This is a genomic window from Hominimerdicola aceti (assembly GCF_025567495.1).
GTDB lineage: Bacteria > Bacillota > Clostridia > Oscillospirales > Ruminococcaceae > Hominimerdicola > Hominimerdicola aceti.
The window spans coordinates 54610-75247 of record NZ_JAOQJZ010000002.1; the positions used below are offsets into that span (position 1 = coordinate 54610).

Here is a 20638-nt window from a genome sequence, read left to right on the forward strand (position 1 = left end):
AAAATATATTGGAAAATATATTGCTATCGGGTTGATGTCACAATTTGAGACAGTGGATTAGATGTCAGGCATTTTGGGATGATTTTTGGAAAATGAAAAAGGCTGGCAACCACATATTGTTTTTGTAGATGAAATTATAGAGGTTATGGATGAACGATAAATTGGGATTTAGAGGATGTGAATGAGCAGCATGAAGAAAATAAAAGAAGAAATTAATTTAAAAAAACTCCTTAGGCTGAAGAATACAGGCAGTATCTTTGTGATTGCGGGGCTTTTGACGATTTTTGTAATAGCGTTGTACACATTTATTCTGCAAAGTTCTTACACTAAGACCGCCCTTGAAACAGAAATCATACGTGACACAGCGAGTGCAGATGCAGTGCACAAACTCGTGGATGGAAAAATCGGCAAAGAAGATTTTGATCAAATCAAAGATCAATCTGATGAAACGAAGCAATTATATAAGGATATTTCTTCATATTTCAATGAAATCAGAACACTGAATTCTACTCGATATATTTACACCGCTACAAAAAATGAAGAAGGAAAACTCGTTTATGTGGTAGACGGTTTGGATTCGGATGCGGATGATGTAAGACACCCTGGAGATTATATTGAGGAAGAAATGATTCCGTATATTGATAGGGCTATTTCTGGGGAGAATGTGTACTCTCAGGATATCATTGATACAACATGGGGTCCGATTTTTACGGCTTGCTATCCTGTAAGAGCAAATCATGATGGGACAGGAGAAATCATTGGCGCATTTTGCATTGAAATGGATATGCAATCAGCTTATGGAATGGTTGAAGAGACGAATCATATTTCCATTATCTGCGGTTTAGTCGCAGGAGCTGTATTGCTTCTAATTTGTCTATATACCTATTATGTTTACCAGAAAAGCAAGGCAGAAGAGCAAAAACAAAAACAATTATTAATGACCGCCGCTGAGGAAGCAGATGCTGCCAACAAAGCAAAATCTGCGTTTTTGCTTAGTATTAGCCATGACATCAGAACGCCGATGAATGCCATTATTGGATTTACAAACATTGCGCTTCACCAGAACACGGTTTCAGATATTCATGATAGCTTGGAGAAAGTTCAAAAAAGTTCGAATCATCTTCTCTCTTTGTTGAATGACGTTCTGGATTTTACTCGCATTGAAAGTGGAAAAGTTACTATTTCGCCCGAGCCAGTGGACATTACTCAATTGACAGATAACGTCCAGGCGATTATGAATGGACTCCTTTATAATCGAGATCTTAAGTTTGAAGTACATCGAGAAATCCCAAAGAACCCATATGTCCTTGCAGATGTTGCGCGTATCCGAGAAGTTTTGGTGAATCTTCTTGGCAATGCTGTGAAATTCACAAAGGACGGCGGAAAGATCACTTTGGATATCAGCAGTTACCCAGGAGCGGATGAGAAACATATCATAACTCGTTATGTTGTTCGAGATAACGGTATTGGCATGAGCGAAGAGTTCCAGAAAAAATTATTCGATCCGTTTTCACAAGAAGATGATGCTAATGCCAGAACTCAATATAAGGGAACCGGTCTTGGTATGGCCATCACAAAAAAATATGTGGATATGATGGGCGGTTCGATTGCTGTTGAGAGCAAAAAAGGTGTAGGTTCTACATTCACAGTGGAGATCCCACTGGAGTTGTCAGAACAGGTTATTCAATCAGAACAAAAACAACATTTACATAGAGATTTGACGGGTATTCATGTTCTTATGGCTGAGGATAATGATCTAAATGCTGAACTTGCTACGATGTTACTGGAAGATGCTGGTATAACCGTAACACGCGCATCAGACGGAAAAGAAGTTGTGGATTTGTTTAAAAATCATCCACGAGGCACATATGATCTTATTTTGATGGATATTATGATGCCAAACATGGATGGACACCAAGCAGCAAAAGCCATTCGAGCCTTGGGTATAGAGCGGTCCGATGCAGTTACGATTCCAATTATAGCTTTGTCTGCAAATGCTTTTATAGATGATATTCAGGAATCCCTGGATTCAGGCATGAATGACCATATTTCCAAGCCGATTAACATGGAGGAATTAATCGATACTATCACTAAATATATTAAACATTATTAGGAAAACAAAGAAGTTAATTCTGATTTTCCTGTACCTTTTCAAAATCTTCTCTGCTGATTACGGAAGATCTGGAACAAAATGCGTGCTACTGATCCTGAATATGCACTTGCGATGAAAAATGCTGATACTGTTAAGGTTTGGCAGCTTGAAAATCTCTTCTAGCTGCAGGCTGAGAAGATTGCAATTCAGACGTGTTTGGTAATGTAGCCATTCCTTATTTCTTATCAAAAATCAACAAAACTCGTTTGGTTTAGTTTTAGCCAAACGAGTTTTGTTTTTTACTCCCTGAGATTTTCTTTGAGTTTTACTTTTCGATATTCTTTTGGTGACATACCAATGTATTTATGAAACAGTCTGCTGAAATAAAGCGAATTGGTGTATCCAACCATATTTGCAATTTCAGTAATGGTGTAGTCCGTATTTTCTAACAAATTTTGTGCGTTGGAGATTCGCAGCTTTAAGATATATTGCAGCGGACTGGAACCTGTGATTTCTTTAAAGCACTGAATAAACCAACAGTTACTAAGCCCTCTGGATTCGGAGTACTCCTCAATGCTGATTTCTGTGTTGTAATTCTTACGAAAATAGTGCATCGCAAAAGCAACTTCTTTTTCACTGGTGCTGCTGAATTTCTTTGCACTCATGATTGCACGGCTTATCAAAACAAAAATATTTCGCAGCTGCAAAGAAATCAATTCATCATACCGTGGTCTGCAAAGCTGCAATTCCTGAATCATCTGACCAAATAACCACTGATAATCGGGAGATGTTCCAATATAGAGAATATTATTTTTCAGGTTGATATTGTAATACTTTAAAATTTCTTCTACTTCATTTCCGGTAAAATGCACCCAATAAACATCGGTTTGATCTGCACGATAATAAACATATTCCTGTGGTTGATCCGGCAAATATATAATAATATTTCCGGCTGAAACCGTTTTTTCTTCTCCGTGAATGAAAAAATGTCCTTTTCCGGAGGCAATATATAAAAGCTGATAATCTTTTCTTCCCTTAGGACGATGTGTTACTACTTCAGAACGATTTTTCACACGATAATTTCCACAGCTTGTTACAATCAAAGGTTTCGTATTATCCACTACAGTAGATGTAGAGTTGTTTAAATAGGCAACATTCATAAACATAAAAAGCACCTCCTTGCTTCTATGACTATAGTATATCACACCTGATCACTTATTACAAGAAAAATCCTAAACTTTGTGCATATATTTTATAACTTTGTGTATTTTTTAAGCCGTTTTGTGTGATATAATAGAGTTAAGAAATGAGAGGAAAGAATTAAAAAAAAGACGTCTTTCATTGTAATTTCATGTTGAATTCAGTAAAAATTCTTTATGCTCAAAAAAATAATCATCTATTCTGACGATGGCATTATTTCGTTTTTGCAAGATGAAAAGCAGTTCGTATCATTCATTATGGAAAAATTCTGTCCATGTGGCATACAAACAATGAAAGGAGCTCTATTATGAGCAAAGAAAAAACATACTTAAAGTGGTATAACAAAGTCGGTTATGGTTCCGGCGATGTTGCAGGGAACGTTGTCTATGCATTGCTGACATCATTCGTAATGATCTATCTTACCGACACGATTGGATTAAACGCAGGTGTTATTGGCGTTCTCATTGCTGTATCGAAGATTTTTGATGGAATAACAGACATCATTTTTGGTACGTTGATTGATAAGACACATACGAAAATGGGCAAGGCAAAACCGTGGATGCTTTATGGTTTTATCGGCTGTGCAATTACCTTGATTGGTGTATTTGCAATCCCGATGAACATGGATGATTTTGCTCAGTACGCATGGTTCTTTATCTGCTACACACTTCTTAACAGTGTATTTTATACGGCAAACAACATCGCATATTCTGCTCTGACCGCTCTTGTTACAAAGAACAGCAAGGAAAGAGTTCAGATGGGTTCTTATCGCTTTATCTTCGCATTTGGAACAAGCCTCCTGATTCAGGCTGTTACATTCCAATTTGTTGAAGCAATGGGCGGTGGTGCAAATGGCTGGAGAACAGTCGCAATTATTTATGCGGTTATCGGTCTTATTGTAAATACAATTTCCGCTCTTTCTGTAAAAGAACTTTCTGATGAGGAACTTGCAGACAGTGAAACAAAAACAGAAGAAACCAAATACAGTTTTGGAGAAGCATTCAAAATTCTCGTACACAACAAATATTATGTGATGATCACAGTAACCTACATTTTGCAGCAGTTCTATGGTGCGATGATCGGTGTTGGAACATACTATGCAAAATATGTTCTCGCAGATGAGAATATGTTCGGCACGTTTGCGTGGTTTATCAATATTCCTTTGATTATCGCCTTGATCTTCACTCCTACCATCGTACAAAAATGGAACGGAATGTATAAGCTGAACAAATACAGCTACATGGTAGCAACAGTTGGCAGACTTCTGGTAGCAGTTGCCGGATACATGGGAAACATTCCGCTGATGCTTGCATTTACAGCACTTGCAGCACTCGGTCAAGGTCCATGGCAAGGTGATATGAATGCAGTCATCGCATCATGCTCTGAATATAGCTGGCTTACCAAACACAAGCACGTTGATGGAATTATGTACTCCTGCACATCACTTGGTGTGAAAATTGGTGGTGGACTTGGAACAGCAATTGTCGGTCTTTTGCTCGACTTTAGCGGATTCAAGGGCACTTTGACAGTACAGCCTGATTCTGCTATCAATATGCTTCACATTATGTATCTGATCGTTCCGTTTGCACTGGATCTGATCATCACATTTATTCTTTCTAAGATGAATGTTGAAAAGGCAAATGCGGAAATCAAAGAAAAACTTGGAATATCCGAAAATGAAGTTGTGATGGAATCACAGAACTAAAATGGAGGGAACAATATGAAATATACACTCGACTGGCTGACCGATCCGGAAGTGTTTGCAGTCAACAGAATCGCAGCACATTCCGACCACAGAATCTATGCAAACCATTTGGAAGCCGATGCAGACAATTCCTCTCTGATTCAAAATCTGAACGGCACCTGGAAATTTGCGTGGGCAAAGAATCCATCTGAATGGCAGCAAAAGTTCTATGAAGAAAGCGACAGCACTGAAAATTTTGACAACATTCAGGTTCCGGGACACATGGAATTGCAGGGATACGGCAAACCGCAGTACGTCAATACTATTTATCCTTGGGAGGGACAGGAGCATCTCCGTCCTCCGTTTATCTCTGAAATGGACAACCCTGTCGGCAGCTACGTCAGATATTTTGATTTGAACGATGCTCTGAAAAATAAACGTGTATTCATTTCTTTTCAGGGTGTGGAAACTGCTATGTATGTCTGGCTGAACGGCGAATTTATCGGCTACAGCGAGGATTCTTTTACACCGTCTGAATTTGAACTGACACCATATATCCGTGAAAAGGACAACAAACTTGCTGTTGCAGTGTTCAAAAGAAGTTCTGCAAGCTGGCTGGAAGATCAGGATTTCTGGAGATTCTCCGGCATTTTCCGTGACGTATTCCTTTATGCGGCACCGTCTGCCCATGTTCGTGATATGAAAGTGATTGCAGATTATGACGGTACAAACGGTATCTTCTCTGCAACGCTGGATATTGTGGGCAAGTGTTCTGTGAAATCGATCTTGACAGATGAAAATGGAACGGTCATTGCACAATCCAATGAAAAGGAATCCGTAAACTGGACAATTGAAAATAGCAAGCCTTGGAGTGCCGAAATACCGAATCTCTACACGTTTACAGTGATTCTGACAGACGAAAGCGGAAATGAAATCGAGGTCAGCAGAACCAAAGTCGGATTCCGCCGATTTGAACTGAAAAACGGAATCATGTGTTTAAACGGAAAACGTATTATTTTCAAGGGTATCAATCGACACGAATTTGATGCGAAAACAGGCAGAGCAATCACAAAGGAAGATATGCTGTTTGACATCCAGTTCATGAAGAAAAACAATATCAATGCAGTTCGTACCTGTCATTATCCGAACAATTCTCTTTGGTATCAGCTTTGTGATGCATACGGCATTTATCTGATTGATGAAACCAATCTGGAAACACACGGTACATGGCAGAAGCTTGGTGCAACAGATCCGTCTTGGAATGTACCGGGTTCACTTCCGGAATGGAAAGAAGCTGTACTGGACAGAGCGAAATCGATGTATGAACGTGACAAGAATCACGCAAGTGTTCTCATCTGGTCTTGCGGAAACGAATCCTACTGCGGAGAAGATATTGCTGCAATGTCGGAATATTTCAGAAGTGTAGACCCGACAAGACTGGTGCACTATGAGGGCGTTACAAGAGTTCCGAATCATCAGTATGATTCTATCACGGATATGGAAAGCCGTATGTACGCAAAACCACAGGAAGTGGAAGAATATCTGAAGCAGAATACAGGCAGACCGTATATCAGCTGTGAGTATATGCACGCTATGGGCAATTCTCTTGGTGGTTTGAGCCTTTACACTGACCTTGAGGACAAATATGAGGCTTATCAGGGTGGTTTCATCTGGGACTACATCGATCAGGCAATCGAAACCCAAAATGACGACGGGGAAACAGTTCTGGCTTATGGCGGAGATTTTGAGGACAGACCAAGCGATTACGGATTCTGCACCAACGGTGTGATCTATGCTGACAGAACCTACTCTCCAAAGGTTCAGGAAATGAAGGCTCTTTACTCCAACATCAGAATGTCTATTCAAAACGGAATGCTTACCGTAGAAAACCGAAATCTCTTTGCAGATACAAATAACTTGTCCTTTGTTGTACGATTGGAAAAGAACGGCGTTGTTCTGAAATCCGATACATTTTCTCTGAATGTTCCTGCCGGAGAAAGCAAGACACTGAAACTGACACTTCACAAAATAGACAGTGCAGGAGAATATGTTTATCATATTTCTGCCGTTACCGCAGATCAGACACTATGGGCAGATGCAGGGCACGAAATTGCCTTTGCTCAGGAAGTGTTTGAAGTGAAGGATAATCAGATTCCGGAAACCATATTGCAAAAGCCAACGATTGTATACGGCGATGTTATCATTGGTGTTCACGGAGAAAACTTCTCCATGATGTTCGACAAGAAAGAGGGCGGCATCAGTTCTCTGAAATACAATGATTTTGAATATATCACACGCACACCAAAGGTCAGCTTCTGGAGAGCAATGACGGACAATGACACTGGTGCTTCCGAGCCGTACAATCTTGCACAGTGGTATGTCGCAGGCAAATTTGCAAAGTATAAAACCGTTTCATGGCTGGAACAGGAAGATGCTTTGAAAATCACATTCACATATCAGGCTGCCTGTGTTCCGACTTTTGAGTTTACTGTAACCTATACCGCACACTTTGACGGAAAGCTGGGCGTAAGTGTAAATTATGCAGGAGTAAGCGGTATGTCCGATATGCCGGTTCTTGCATTGGACTTCAAGATGAAAAAACAGCTTTGCAATTTTCAGTATTACGGACTCGGCCCTGATGAAAATTACAGCGACCGATGCAAAGGAGCAAGACTGGGATTGTGGAAATCTACGGCAAAAGAAAATCTTTCCGGCTATCTCAATCCGCAGGAATGTGGCAACCGTACCGGTGTAAGAACGCTCTCAATCCATGATGATATGCAGCATGGTCTGACGTTCCAAAAGGCATCTGCTCCGTTTGAAATGAGCGTACTGCCATACAGTGCCTATGAACTCGAAAATGCAATGCATCTGGATGAACTTCCAAGTGTTCGCTACACATGGGTCAGAATCGCTGCAAAGCAAATGGGTGTCGGCGGCGATGATTCCTGGGGTGCACCGGTGCATGAGGAGTACAGGATCCATGCAGATCAGCCGATGAAATTGGAATTTATAATTATGCCCTTAAGATCGTAAGAAGAAAGGGAAGCAATGAAAATACAGGATTTTCAAGACAATGTTACTTGTGGTGGATTTGATAATATCTTCGCAAATATTTATAAGCCACAGGATATAGAAAGTCAGAAATCACGATATATGAGTGCTGTGGAGAAATTCACAGCACTGTATCCGAATAGAAATGATATACACGTTTATTCTGCTCCGGGTAGAACAGAAATCGGCGGTAATCATACCGATCATCAACATGGCTGTGTCATTGCAGGAGCAGTTGACTTAGATGTTATCGGTGTTGCAGCATTTCATGATGAAAACATCATCAGAATTAAATCAGAGGGATACGATGAATTTGCAGTTTCACTGGACGATTTGGATATTCATATCGGTGAAAAAGGTTCTTCTGAAATTGTCAGAGGGATTGCAGCTCGCTTTAAGGATTTAGGTGTAGAAATTTCCGGATTTGATATGTATACAACTTCAAATGTACTTGCGGGAAGCGGTATTTCTTCTTCTGCTGCATTTGAAACATTGATTGCAACGGCAATTGACAGCTATTACAATAACAATCAGATTGGTGCAGTAGAAATCGCAAAAATCGGACAATATGCAGAAAACTTTTATTTTGGCAAGAAAAGCGGGTTGATGGATCAGATGGTTTGCTCCGTTGGTGGATTTGTTTTTCTTGATTTTCAAAACATTCAAAATCCAAGTATCCAAAAAATTGATTTTGACCTTTCAAAAACCGGCTATGCATTGGTCATCACAGACACCAAAGGAGATCATTCTGATTTGACAGATGATTATGTAGTCGTTCGTACAGAAATGGACGAAGTTGCAGAATATTTCGGCAAAAAGGTTCTTCGTGAAGTTGATGAAAATCAATTTTGGGATAATATTCCTGATGTTAAAAAGAAGATTTCTGATAGAGCTGTCTTGCGTGCAATTCACTTTTTTGGCGACAATTATCGTGCAAAGGCAGAAACGGAAGCTCTCAAAAACAACAGATTTGAGGATTTTCTCACGCTTGTAAACGAATCGGGAGATTCCTCCATGAACTATCTGCAAAATTTATACTCATGCAGAAAGCCAACGGAACAAGGTATTCCACTTGCAATTATGGCGGGGAAACGAATATTAAAAGGCAATGGCGCTGTAAGAGTTCACGGAGGTGGTTTCGCAGGGACTGTTCAGGCATTTGTACCAAATGATCTTGTCAATGCATATAGATCGGAAATGGACAGAATATTTGGACAAAATTCGTGCTACATTATGACGATCAGACCGTTTGGCGGTATTGAAATCAAATAATAGGAGGGAATAATGAGTATACTTGTTTTAGGCGGTGCAGGATATATCGGTTCTCACACAGCTTTAGAGTTGATTCGCACCGGAGAAAGCGTTATTATTGCAGACAATCTTGCAACCGGACACATCGAAGCTGTTCCGAAAGATGCGAAATTTTATCTGGGTGATTTGCATGACAAGGCGTTTCTTGATAATATTTTTGAAAACGAACAGATAGATGCAGTGATTCACTTTGCAGCATATTCTCTTGTTGGAGAAAGCGTTGTTAATCCACTCAAGTATTACGACAATAATCTCTGCGGAACAAAAATTCTTTTGGATTCCATGGTTGAACACCATATTGATAAAATTGTATTTTCCTCAACCGCTGCCACCTATGGTGAACCGGAAAATATTCCGATTCTCGAAACAGACAGAACACAGCCAACCAATCCATATGGTGAAACCAAACTTGCTATGGAGAAGATGTTCTATTGGACTTCAAAAGCTCATGGTCTAAGATACGTTTCTCTCCGCTATTTCAATGCTTGCGGAGCAGACAAATCAGGTAAAATCGGCGAGGCTCATAATCCGGAAAGTCATTTGATTCCTTTGATTCTTCAAGTCCCAAATGGAAAGAGAGAAAGTATCTCCATCTATGGAACAGATTATGATACTCCTGATGGAACTTGTATCAGAGACTACATCCATGTTACCGATTTGGCTCAGGCACATATTCTCGCTGTAAAGTACTTGAAAAACGGAAACAAAAGCAATATTTTCAATCTTGGAAATGGTGTCGGCTATTCCGTAAAAGAAGTAATTGATAAAGCAAGAAAAGTGACAGGGCACCCGATTCCTGCAATTGAAACGCCAAAGCGTGCCGGAGATCCTGCACGACTGGTGGCTTCCAGTGAAAAGGCAAGAAAAATTCTTGGCTGGAATCCTGTACACGATGGTCTTGAAGAAATTATATCTGACGCATGGAATTGGCATAAGAATCATCCAGATGGTTTTTGAAAAGAGGTGTTATCATGATATACAGTGCAATAAACGGATTAATCCGTCATGCAATAGAAGCTGATTTGATTACAAATGACGATATTTTCGTTGTTAGAAATCAGCTCATGGATATACTAAAACTGACTGACTGGAATGATAAAGAACCACTCACGGGAAATATTGAAGAACTTCTTGAACCCCTGATCGACTATGCAGTAAAAGCAGAAATCATTGAAGACACTTCTGTACAACGTGATCTATTCGATACAAGAGTTATGGGTGTTTTCACACCTATGCCGAGAGAAGTTAATGCCGCATTTCAAAGAAAATATTCTGCTTCGCCATCAGCAGCTACAGAATGGTATTATGCTTTTAGTAAAAGCCTGAACTATGTTCGTGCTGAAAGAATTGCGAAAGATTTAAAGTGGACATATGAATCAGAATATGGAACACTTGACATTACTATAAACCGTTCTAAGCCAGAGAAAGATCCTCGTGATATTGCTGCTGCTAAATTGCAAAAAAAATCAACCTATCCTCAATGTCAGCTTTGTGTTGAAAATATGGGATTCGCAGGTCACCAGACACACCCTGCAGGACAAAATCTTCGTCCGGTAAAGTTGAATATCAACAGCCAAGATTGGTTCATGCAGTATTCTCCTTATGAATATTATAATGAACACTGCATCGTCTTTAATAAACAGCATATTCCTATGACAATCAATGCACAGGTATTCAATAAACTGTTTGATTTTGTTGAGCAATTTCCACACTATTTTATCGGTTCAAATGCAGACCTTCCTATTGTAGGCGGCTCCATTCTAACGCATGAGCACTTTCAAGGCGGCAATTATAATTTTGCAATGGCAAAAGCACCGATTGAAAGAACATTTCTTTTGAAAAATTATATGAATGTTAGTGCCGGCATTGTAAAATGGCCGATGTCTGTGATACGTCTTTCTTCAAAAAATAGGACGGCTTTGGCAGCTGCATGTGCTGATATTTTATCAAAATGGAGAGCATATACGGATGAAGTGGTTGGAATTTTTGCAGAAACAGACGGAATTCTGCATAATACAATTACTCCAATTGCAAGAGCAACTTCTTCTGGATTTGAATGCGACTTGGTATTGAGAAACAATGTTACAACGAAAGAAAGACCGTTAGGTGTGTTCCATCCGAATCCTACATTACATCATATCAAAAAAGAAAACATCGGATTGATTGAAGTGATGGGACTTGCTGTTCTTCCGGCGCGTTTAGCAGATGAACTGACACTTTTAAAAGATGCAATGCTGTCCAGCAAAGAGATTGCTACAGATGATAAAATTGCATCTCATGCAATTTGGGCAAGTGAAATTCTAAAAAAATATTCTGATTTTAACGCTGATAATGCAATAGAGATTATTCGTTATGAAGTCGGCAGAGTTTTTGAGCAGGTACTTGAAGATGCCGGAGTATTTAAGAGAGATAAACAAGGAAAAGAAGCATTTGCAAGATTTGTAGAACAATTAGGTTGATTTGGAATATACGAAAATGAGCTATTGCATTATGTGCAGTAGCTCATTTTTAATTTAATTCAATTATTCAAGGCTGAGAATTTATTTCAGCACATCATCCAGTGAAATCTAATTATCTTCTGACATATCTTCAGTGTAGATTGTATTATTTATGTACAATTTCTCGGCAATTTTTGTAAACCTATTCTACACTATCAAAGGATATGTGCGCTATCTGAATTTTGTTGACTTTTTATATTTGTATGCTATAATATAATTATTGCCTAATGTAAAATGCACTGATGAGTAGTGTCATTATCTTAAATTTGAGGTTTGAGAGTAGTGTAATTTTATAGGGTAGTAAAACTTCCAAGACAGGATATTTTTCTTACACCAAAAACTGAAAATAGATTATTTTTTTGTGGATGAAAGATATGAGCAGGGATTTCCGTTGGATGAGAATGAATCGTTCTACATTGGAAAGTCGATAGCCGGATTGAAGTTGAATCAGTCGGCACAGAATCCGATTACATATCTGTATCCACTGGAGAAAGATAAAATTCATATTTAACGAAATTGACAAATCGGAATTTGAGAAGGTAAGTGAATGGGATATCACGATACAAGATACCAAAGATACCATGGAGGAATATGATAATGTCGAAAGATGAGTATTTGATAACCGATACGCCCTTCAAAGCGTTGATGGTTTTTGCAATGCCAATGATTATTGGAAGTTTCTTTCAACAAATATACAATATGGCCGACTCTGTTATTGTCGGCCAGTTTGTTGGTTCTTCCGCACTTGCAGCTGTCGGTGCATGTGCAGCATTGACCAATGTGTTCATTTGTGTGGCACTGGGAGCCGGTGTCGGAGCCGGTGTGCTTGTGAGCCGTTATTTCGGAGCCAGGGAGTATGGCAAAATGAAAACAATCGTGTCAACATCCTTGATTAGCTTTTTGCTTCTAAGTATAGTCCTTGGTGTTTTTGGCTTTTTCTTCGCCAACTCGTTGATGAGTGGACTGCAAACCCCTGCCGACATACTGGATGATGCTGTACTGTATCTGCGGGTCTATTTTGTGGGCTTTCCGTTTCTGTTTATGTATAACATTCTTTCTACCATGTTCACTTCAATCGGCGAATCCAAAATTCCGCTAGGACTGCTGATCTTTTCGTCCATCCTGAATATTTTAATGGATCTTTGGATGGTAGCCGGGCTAGGTCTCGGTGTGTTCGGTGCGGCTATTGCAACCCTGATTGCACAGGGAATTTCAGCTGTGTTTTCGTTTTTGATCTTTCTGTCCCGGATGCGGCAATACAAGAGCTCCTTTAGCAGGTTCGACCGGCAGGAGCTGTATTCCATGCTTCGCATTGCGGTACCATCGGTTTTGCAGCAGTCCACAGTGTCTATCGGTATGATGATCGTGCAGGCAGTGGTAAATCCTTTCGGTACACAGGCACTCGCCGGGTATGCAGCAACGATGAGGGTGGAAAATGTTTTTTCATTGATCTTTGTATCCATCGGCAATGCGGTTTCGCCGTATGTTTCCCAGAATCTTGGTGCAAAGAAAATTGATCGTATCAAAAAAGGCTACCATGTTGCACTGGTGCTGGATCTGTGCTTTGCGGTCATTGCGTTAGTGACCATTGAAGCGCTGCATACGCAGATCTCATCACTGTTCTTAGGAAAAGACGGAACGGCGTTTGCCTATCAGGTGTCTGGTGATTATATGAGGTGGCTTGGTTACTTTTTCATATTCATGGGTATCAAGATGGCAACCGATGGAGTTCTTCGCGGCCTCGGAATTATGCGTCCGTTCCTCGTTGCAAACATAGTGAATCTTGCGATTCGTCTGTCCGTTGCCCTGATCTGTGCACCACGTTTTGGCATTGTCTTTGTCTGGCTCGCGATACCAGTTGGCTGGCTTGCAAACTTTTTAATCTCCTATGTGGCTCTTAGGCGATCATGGCCGACTGATAAAATGGCATCCATTAGTTAAATTCCAGTTTGTAGGGATGACATGAAAAATGAAGTTTAAGGAACAGAGCTTTACCCTGTTTGCCTATACAAATTATAGAGCAATTCAAGGTTATCACAGGCTCGAACCACTAGATTTTAATGGAAAAGGTGCGTTCCACCATTTCCTCGTACAATAAGGGTTGAGTATGTTTTCGGTGTTTACAACTCTTTGATTGTTGCAGTATATAAGCCATCAGAGTGGTTTGTATGTATAGAGGCAAAGGACAGACTTCCAGGACAGGATATTGTTCTTACACCAAAAACTGAAAATAGATTATTTTTTTTGTGGATGAAAGATATGAGCAGTGATTTCCGTTGGATGAGAATGAATCGCTCTACATTGGAAAGTCGATAGCCAGATTGAAGTTGAATCAGTCGGCACAGAATCCGATTACATATCTGTATCCACTGGAGAAAGATAAAATTCATATTTAATGAAATTGACAAATCGGAATTTACGGAGGAAAATAGTAATGGCAATGTTCCTACTGATTACATATATAGTAATTTTTATATTTCAAATAATACTATTTGTGATAACCATTCGCAAGAAAACAAAAAAACTTTGGCGGATATTGTTTTCGGCAGAACTAATTCCGTTGCTTATATCCATAGGACTGATGATTTACTATAATAATCTTCCTGGATATGGATTTATGCCAGGACTAACTTATTTGGGAGAAGTATTGTTTAGTTTTGGAGCGGTTGTTTTGTACTGTATAAGTTTCCTGATTTCTATATGCAGTTATATTGCAATTTCAAATAAACAAAGGAAACGCTGAATAAATCGTTTCTGCCGTTTTTTCACAGTCCTCTCAGTGACGTATTTTCGAGCGTTGCTCAAAACGGTGAAACGAATGCCTCGCATTAATCAGCTTTTTTTAAACTTAATTTGAGGTGTTCCACTTGTGTGTTTATTTGAGTTCCTTGAATGAGTTTAAATATTATGTTAATATTTTAAAGAAGTTGGCGTGTAGTTGATTAGAAAGATAAATCGAAATTTGTGAGGATAAAATGATAAGTCAGAGAGTACAGAACAATATAGAAGCCATGATCTGGTTCCCTCTTTCTATCTGGTAGATTAACAAATTCCAGTTTGTAAGGTTGACATGAAAAATGAAGTTTAAGGAACAGAACTTTATCCTGTTTGCCTATACAAATTATAGGATAATTCAAGGTTATCACAGGCTCGAACCACTAGATTTTAAGGGAAAAGGTGCGTTCCACCATTTCCTTGTACAATAGGGGTTGAGTATGTTTTTCGTTGAACAGCCGAGTCATGTGGAGACTGTCTGCTTACTGTCGAAACAAATTTTGATTTATGCTAAAAATTAAACTTTCGCGGTAATATGTACCTGTGCTTTTGTTTAATTGGGAGGATGATTAGTTTGAATATTATATATAAAAAAGCAACGATAGACGATATAGTTCTGCTAACCAAAACAAGAATAGAAGTTTTGCGGGCAGCTAATAATCTAACGTCAGATATTGATATGGATGAAGTAGAAAGAAAAACTTACGAGTATTATAAAGAAGCCTTTCAGAATGATACTCACACAGCATATATAGTTTTTGAGGACAATAAATTTGTTGGTGTAGGTGGAGTTAGTTATTACCAGGTGATGCCTACCTATCACAATCCAAGTGGTAAGAAAGCATATATTATGAATATGTATACGAAGCCTTTATATCGCAGAAATGGTATCGCCATAAGGACGCTGGCATTACTGGTAGAAGATGCAAAGAAAAGAGGTATTACTTCTATTTCTCTGGAAGCGACAGAAATGGGCAGACCTTTATATGAAAAGTTTGGATTTGTGCAAATGAAGAATGAAATGGAGTACATTGAAACTTAGCAAATAGGAAGAAAATATGAAAAAAACAGTAATAGGCATAATCGCCCACGTCGACTCAGGCAAGACAACGCTTTCGGAAGCAATGCTTTATTTGTCGGGCAAAATAAGAAAGGTCGGACGTGTAGACCACGGCGACGCTTTTCTTGACACGGATATGATTGAAAAAAACAGAGGTATAACTGTTTTCTCAAAACCCGCAGAATTTGAATATAAAAATACATCTTTCACCTTGCTTGACACACCTGGTCATGTCGATTTCTCAGCGGAAACTGAGCGTGCATTACAGGTGCTTGATCTTGCTGTGCTTGTTATAAGCGGAACTGACGGTGTGCAGAGCCATACCCAAACTCTTTGGAGGCTGTTGAAGCGTTATAACGTCCCAACCTTTGTTTTTGTGAACAAAATGGACTTGGACGGTGCTGATAAAACCTTCGTCATGAACAGTTTAGAGGGTCGTCTTGGCAGTGGATTTGTGGATTTCTGCCGTATGAAGTCCGAAGTCGCAGAGGATTGCGCCCTTTTTGATGAAAATATTATGAATGAGTTTCTTGAAACGGGATCAATGTCTGGCACGATACTGTCAGATGCCGTGGCTCATAGAAAAGTATTTCCATGCTTTTTCGGCTCAGCTTTAAAATCACAGGGCATAGAAAAATTTATGAACGCCCTTGCAGAGCTTGCACCGTGTGTATATGACAGCGGTACTTTTGGTGCAAAAGTGTATAAAATTTCAGAGAACGGTGGCTCACGCCTGACTTTTATGAAGATAACAGGTGGCTGTCTTAAGGTTAGAGATCTAGTAGATTATACATCGTCTGACGGTGAAAGCTCCTCAGAAAAGGTCAGCAGGATAAGAATATATTCAGGGGCAAAATATCGTAATGCGGATAACGCTGAAACTGGTGTTGTTTGCGCTGTTGAGGGGTTGACTAAAACTTATGCAGGGCAGGGATTTGGTTTTGAGCAGGATTCTGCAAAACCACTGTTGGAGCCTGTTCTTACCTATCGTGTCGAGCCTGTGTGTGATTTGGATATGCACACTCTGCTGTCGTATTTCCGTGTGCTTGAAAATGAAGATCCACAGCTTCACGTCGATTGGAATGAACAGCTTGGCGAAATACATATCTGTATAATGGGCGAGGTGCAGCTTGAAATACTGAAAAGCATTTTCAAGCTGCGATTTGATATTGACATTGATTTTGGCGAGGGAAGCATTGCATACAAAGAAACTATTGAGAAAACGGTCTACGGCTATGGTCACTATGAGCCACTCAGGCATTATGCAGAGGTGCATTTAAAGCTTGAGCCGCTGGAGCGTGGCAAGGGTCTGCGTTTTGCAACGGAATGCAGTGAAGATATGCTGGACAAAAACTGGCAAAGACTTATTCTTACCCATTTGCAGGAGAAAAAGTATCTTGGCGTTCTCACAGGCTCTCCTATTACAGATATGAAAATAACGCTCGTTTCGGGAAGAGCGCACCTTAAACACACTGAGGGCGGCGACTTCCGTCAAGCAACATATCGTGCCGTCAGACAGGGACTTAGAAACGCAAAGTCCGTTCTTCTTGAGCCTTATTACAGCTTCACACTTGAAGTTCCACAGCAGAACGTGGGTCGTGCTATAACAGATATACAGAACATGGGCGGAGTTTTCTCACAGCCGGAGGTATCGGGCGAATTTTCCGTTATAAAGGGAAGCGCACCAGTGGCGGAAATGCGTGGATATCAGTCGCAGGTCATAAGCTACACCAAGGGCGTTGGAAAGCTGATATGCACTTCTGACGGTTACCGTGAATGTCATAATACAGAAGTTGTGCTTGAAGAATATGGCTATGATCCTGACAGAGATCTTGAAAATACGGCAGATTCTGTATTTTGCTCTCATGGTGCAGGTTACAATGTCAAATGGAACGAAGTTCCTGATAAGCTTCACATACCTCCTGAGGACAAACGCAGGCAGGTCTCTCAGCCGCAGACATACGCTCGTGCCGAAGATTTTGTAAGACGTGCAGCAAGTGATAAGGAGCTTATGGAGATATTTGAGCGCACTTACGGAAAAATAGAACGTGATAAGCACTATGCGATGCGCAGACCTGAAAAGTCTGTAAAGTCAGCGTCAAAGCCGAAGCAGATATACTCAGGCGTGGAATATTTGCTGGTTGACGGCTATAACATAATTTTTTCTTGGGACGAGCTGAAAAAGGCTGCCAACGAGAGCCTTGACCTTGCACGAAGTATGCTTGTGAACAGGCTTTGCAACTATCAGGGATACAAGCAATGTGAGCTGATACTCGTCTTTGACGCATACAAGGTCAAAGAGCAGGAGCGTGTTGTGGAAAATTACCACAATATCAGTATAGTTTACACCAAAGAAGTCGAAACGGCTGACACTTATATTGAACGCACTGCCCACAAGCTCAGCCGAGAGCATAAGGTAAGGGTCGCCACATCTGACGGCATGGAGCAGGTCATAATCATGGGCAGCGGTGCTTTCAGAATGTCAGCTCAGGAGCTTCACGAGGACGTTATCCGTGTGGAAAAAGAGATAAGAGAATATATCTCCAATATGAAATAAAAAAAACGATTTTCTGAAAATAACCAGAAAATCGTTTTTTGTTATCTCTTCCTTTTCTTGGATTTTATTTTTATCTCAGGTATTGCTAAGTTGTCGAATATTACACCTGATTCGCTATTATTTTCGTTTTCATCACTCTCAGTTTTTACATCTTCAACGTGAACTTCTGGAAAAGCAAGGTTATCTGTATAACAGTCAAGATGTTTGTTCTTTTTGTTCATATTCTTTTCCTCCGTTAATTAATAAAGTTGATAAATCCTGTTATAACAAGGCTGTTTATAAAATCGGCAAACATACTTCCAACAATAGGAACAAGCATATAAGCCTTTATTGAAGGGGCAAATTTTGCTGTTAAAGCCTGCATATTAGCCATAGCGTTTGGCGTTGCACCCATTCCGAAGCCGCAAGTTCCTGCCGCAAGCACTGCCGCATCATAGTTTCTGCCCATTATATTATATACGATAAAGTATGAGAACATTGCCATAAGAAGCACCTGTGCAACAAGCATGATTATCATAGGCAATGCGAGCTCGGCAAGCTGCCAGAGTTTCAATGTTATCATGGCTATTCCGAGAAAAAGCGAAAGACAAATACCACCGATATCATTTATTTCACCCATGTGTATGTGTATTTTACCGCTGTATTCACCGATATTTCTCATAAATGCTGCAACGATCATTGATCCGATATACACAGGAAAAGTCATGCCGGAATATGAAAGCACCCATGAAACAAACGTGCCTATTCCCATTGCTATCGCAAGCTGATAAGCTGCAGGTGCATACATGCTTACAGAACGGTGATGTTTTTGTTCGTCCTCGACAAGTATAGAGTCGTCCTCAGGAATAACAGTTTTCAGCAGATCGTGTTTGAGTATAAGCTTTCTGCCGATAGGTCCGCCCATAACAGAGCCTATGATCAATCCAAAAGTAGCCGCTGCTGTGCAGAGGCTTGTTGCTCCTTGCTGACCAAGGTCCTCAAGCACTGTGCCAAAGGCACCTGACGTTCCGTGACCGCCTACCATAGGGATAGATCCTGTACACATACCTACCAGCGAGCTTACTCCCAATAGCTTTGAAAGTCCTACGGCAACCGCATTCTGCGCAAATATCAGCACTATCAGGCATAATAAAAATACAATAAGACTTTTACCTCCTGCTTTCAAAACTTTAATGTTTGCCTGAAAGCCAACTGAAGTGAAGAACATGACCATGCAAACCGTTTTTAGCGTTTCATCAAACTGAAATTCGACTATTCCTGCGACGTGAAGAATACATGATATGATAGCAAAAATAATTCCGCCGATGACAGGAGAGGGAATACAGAAGGTTTCAAGAAATCTGACTTTCTTTTTGAGAAATCCCCCTAAATACAAGACTCCTACTGCCACCGCAAGAGTTTGATACATATCCACATTTATTGTTTTCAAATTTGATCCTCCTCTGTTATAGCAGTTCCAATGCTGTTATAATATTCCACTGCCCCTTTATGAAAAGCACACGGGATATTATCTGTTGCAAATTTTGTGTCATTATTCGCAAATGAGATCCTTTTCTTTATCTGGTCATTTTCCTCAAAAAGCATTTTCGTGATATCTGCTACAGTGTCGCTGTCCATCTTTTGGCTTGCCACAAGAACAGCCTTTACGCCGACAGTCTTGACGTCCTCGTCAATGCCTTTATAAGTTCCTGCCTTTATTACAGTTTCATAGTATCCGTCATAAAGATTCGTCATATATGATATTGTTCTGTCGTCAAGAGGCAATATTCTTATATCCATTTCCTCAGAAAGCTGTGTTATAACATCACATGGAGCACCAAGTATCACGAAAAATGCATCGATAGAGCCGTTTTTAAGTGCCTCAGCAGACTTCTGATAGTTCATGTTGCACACATCTATCATGTTATAGTCAAGACTTACAGAGTTTAAAATGTACTCAGCATTTTTTGCTACGCCAGAATCTTCTTCGCCCACAGAAACCTTTTTGCCTTTAAGATCAGCAGGAGTTTGAATATCTGAGTCAGCCGGAACGATTATCTGAAAAGACTCCATGTAAAGAGCCGCAACTGCACGGACGTTGTTTATTTTGTTACCATTAAAATCTCCTGTGCCATTCACTGCTTCAGACAGGACATCGCTTTGGACTATTCCCATGTTGATAAAGCCGTCCTTTAAAAGCCGCATGTTAGCCTGAGAACCAGCCGTTCTTATATTTGTGATGTTTTCATCAATATCACTGAGAGTGTCAGCAAATTTATAATATATACCACCTTCGTTGCCGGATCCCAGTTTTATCTCAGAGCGTTTACAGCAAGAGCAGAACATTGTAAGTATAGCAACTGTAACAATAAATATTATTGTATTTTTTATTTTTCGCAATCCGATCATTCCTTTCTAAAATATTCAA

At 40.0% G+C, this 20638-nt stretch carries 13 protein-coding genes; 9 read left to right on the forward strand and 4 right to left on the reverse strand.

Features of this window, described 5'->3' with window-relative positions; translation table 11 throughout:
• The first annotated feature begins 181 nt into the window (after positions 1-181).
• Positions 182-2113 carry an ATP-binding protein gene (locus tag OCV57_RS02395; protein ID WP_267300360.1) on the forward strand — a complete coding sequence of 644 codons (1932 nt, stop codon included), beginning with the start codon at positions 182-184 and terminating at the stop codon, positions 2111-2113.
• A 278-nt stretch (positions 2114-2391) separates the two neighbouring features.
• Here the strand turns inward: OCV57_RS02395 and OCV57_RS02400 are convergent, their stop codons facing one another.
• Positions 2392-3258, reverse strand: coding sequence for an AraC family transcriptional regulator (locus OCV57_RS02400; RefSeq protein ID WP_022288341.1), 867 nt, complete (start codon positions 3256-3258; stop codon positions 2392-2394).
• A gap of 341 nt (positions 3259-3599) precedes the next feature.
• On the opposite strand from OCV57_RS02400, the gene OCV57_RS02405 reads away from it, so the two are divergent.
• The 8 genes from OCV57_RS02405 (at position 3600) to OCV57_RS02440 (ending at position 18231) form a co-directional block, all read left to right on the forward strand.
• Complete coding sequence (locus tag OCV57_RS02405) at positions 3600-4997, forward strand: MFS transporter (protein WP_267300361.1); 1398 nt, start codon at positions 3600-3602, stop codon at positions 4995-4997.
• 15 nt (positions 4998-5012) lie between these two features.
• Positions 5013-8012, forward strand: a complete 3000-nt coding sequence (locus OCV57_RS02410) for a beta-galactosidase, LacZ type (protein WP_267300362.1) — start codon at positions 5013-5015, stop codon at positions 8010-8012.
• Between the two features lie 15 nt (positions 8013-8027).
• Complete coding sequence (locus OCV57_RS02415) at positions 8028-9302, forward strand: galactokinase (RefSeq protein ID WP_267300363.1); 1275 nt, start codon at positions 8028-8030, stop codon at positions 9300-9302.
• 12 nt (positions 9303-9314) lie between these two features.
• Entirely contained in the window at positions 9315-10298 is a 984-nt protein-coding gene (gene galE, locus OCV57_RS02420; RefSeq protein WP_267300364.1) for a UDP-glucose 4-epimerase GalE, read from the forward strand.
• Positions 10299-10312: 14 nt separating this feature from the next.
• Positions 10313-11800, forward strand: a complete 1488-nt coding sequence (locus OCV57_RS02425; RefSeq protein WP_267300365.1) for a UDP-glucose--hexose-1-phosphate uridylyltransferase — start codon at positions 10313-10315, stop codon at positions 11798-11800.
• Positions 11801-12430: 630 nt separating this feature from the next.
• Positions 12431-13780 (forward strand): MATE family efflux transporter, encoded by a 1350-nt coding sequence (locus OCV57_RS02430; protein WP_449555727.1) that lies wholly within the window; start codon positions 12431-12433, stop codon positions 13778-13780.
• 1408 nt (positions 13781-15188) lie between these two features.
• Positions 15189-15656: a GNAT family N-acetyltransferase gene (locus tag OCV57_RS02435; protein ID WP_394804265.1), complete on the forward strand. Its 468-nt coding sequence runs from the start codon at positions 15189-15191 to the stop codon at positions 15654-15656.
• Between the two features lie 16 nt (positions 15657-15672).
• A complete protein-coding gene (locus OCV57_RS02440) occupies positions 15673-18231 on the forward strand; it encodes a translation factor GTPase family protein (RefSeq protein WP_267300368.1) in 2559 nt (852 codons plus the stop codon).
• Between the two features lie 41 nt (positions 18232-18272).
• Here OCV57_RS02440 and OCV57_RS02445 read toward each other — a convergent pair whose 3' ends face one another.
• The 3 genes from OCV57_RS02445 to OCV57_RS02455 are packed head-to-tail and all read right to left on the reverse strand — an operon-like array spanning position 18273 to position 20610.
• Positions 18273-18452, reverse strand: coding sequence for a hypothetical protein (locus OCV57_RS02445; RefSeq protein ID WP_022286836.1), 180 nt, complete (start codon positions 18450-18452; stop codon positions 18273-18275).
• A gap of 14 nt (positions 18453-18466) precedes the next feature.
• Positions 18467-19639, reverse strand: coding sequence for a sodium/glutamate symporter (gltS, locus tag OCV57_RS02450; RefSeq protein ID WP_117923750.1), 1173 nt, complete (start codon positions 19637-19639; stop codon positions 18467-18469).
• 17 nt (positions 19640-19656) lie between these two features.
• Positions 19657-20610 carry a TAXI family TRAP transporter solute-binding subunit gene (locus OCV57_RS02455; RefSeq protein ID WP_267300369.1) on the reverse strand — a complete coding sequence of 318 codons (954 nt, stop codon included), beginning with the start codon at positions 20608-20610 and terminating at the stop codon, positions 19657-19659.
• Positions 20611-20638: the final 28 nt, after the last annotated feature.

What these genes read in the sequence shown, in the direction of transcription:
- OCV57_RS02425 (WP_267300365.1), top strand. Translation starts at nt 10,313, where the DNA reads ATGATATACAGTGCAATAAACGGATTAATCCGTCATGCAATAGAAGCT.
- gltS (WP_117923750.1), bottom strand. Translation starts at nt 19,639, where the DNA reads ATGTATCAAACTCTTGCGGTGGCAGTAGGAGTCTTGTATTTAGGGGGA.
- galE (WP_267300364.1), top strand. Translation starts at nt 9,315, where the DNA reads ATGAGTATACTTGTTTTAGGCGGTGCAGGATATATCGGTTCTCACACA.
- OCV57_RS02405 (WP_267300361.1), top strand. Translation starts at nt 3,600, where the DNA reads ATGAGCAAAGAAAAAACATACTTAAAGTGGTATAACAAAGTCGGTTAT.
- OCV57_RS02440 (WP_267300368.1), top strand. Translation starts at nt 15,673, where the DNA reads ATGAAAAAAACAGTAATAGGCATAATCGCCCACGTCGACTCAGGCAAG.
- OCV57_RS02430 (WP_449555727.1), top strand. Translation starts at nt 12,431, where the DNA reads ATGATAATGTCGAAAGATGAGTATTTGATAACCGATACGCCCTTCAAA.
- OCV57_RS02410 (WP_267300362.1), top strand. Translation starts at nt 5,013, where the DNA reads ATGAAATATACACTCGACTGGCTGACCGATCCGGAAGTGTTTGCAGTC.
- OCV57_RS02445 (WP_022286836.1), bottom strand. Translation starts at nt 18,452, where the DNA reads ATGAACAAAAAGAACAAACATCTTGACTGTTATACAGATAACCTTGCT.
- OCV57_RS02395 (WP_267300360.1), top strand. Translation starts at nt 182, where the DNA reads ATGAGCAGCATGAAGAAAATAAAAGAAGAAATTAATTTAAAAAAACTC.
- OCV57_RS02415 (WP_267300363.1), top strand. Translation starts at nt 8,028, where the DNA reads ATGAAAATACAGGATTTTCAAGACAATGTTACTTGTGGTGGATTTGAT.
- OCV57_RS02400 (WP_022288341.1), bottom strand. Translation starts at nt 3,258, where the DNA reads ATGTTTATGAATGTTGCCTATTTAAACAACTCTACATCTACTGTAGTG.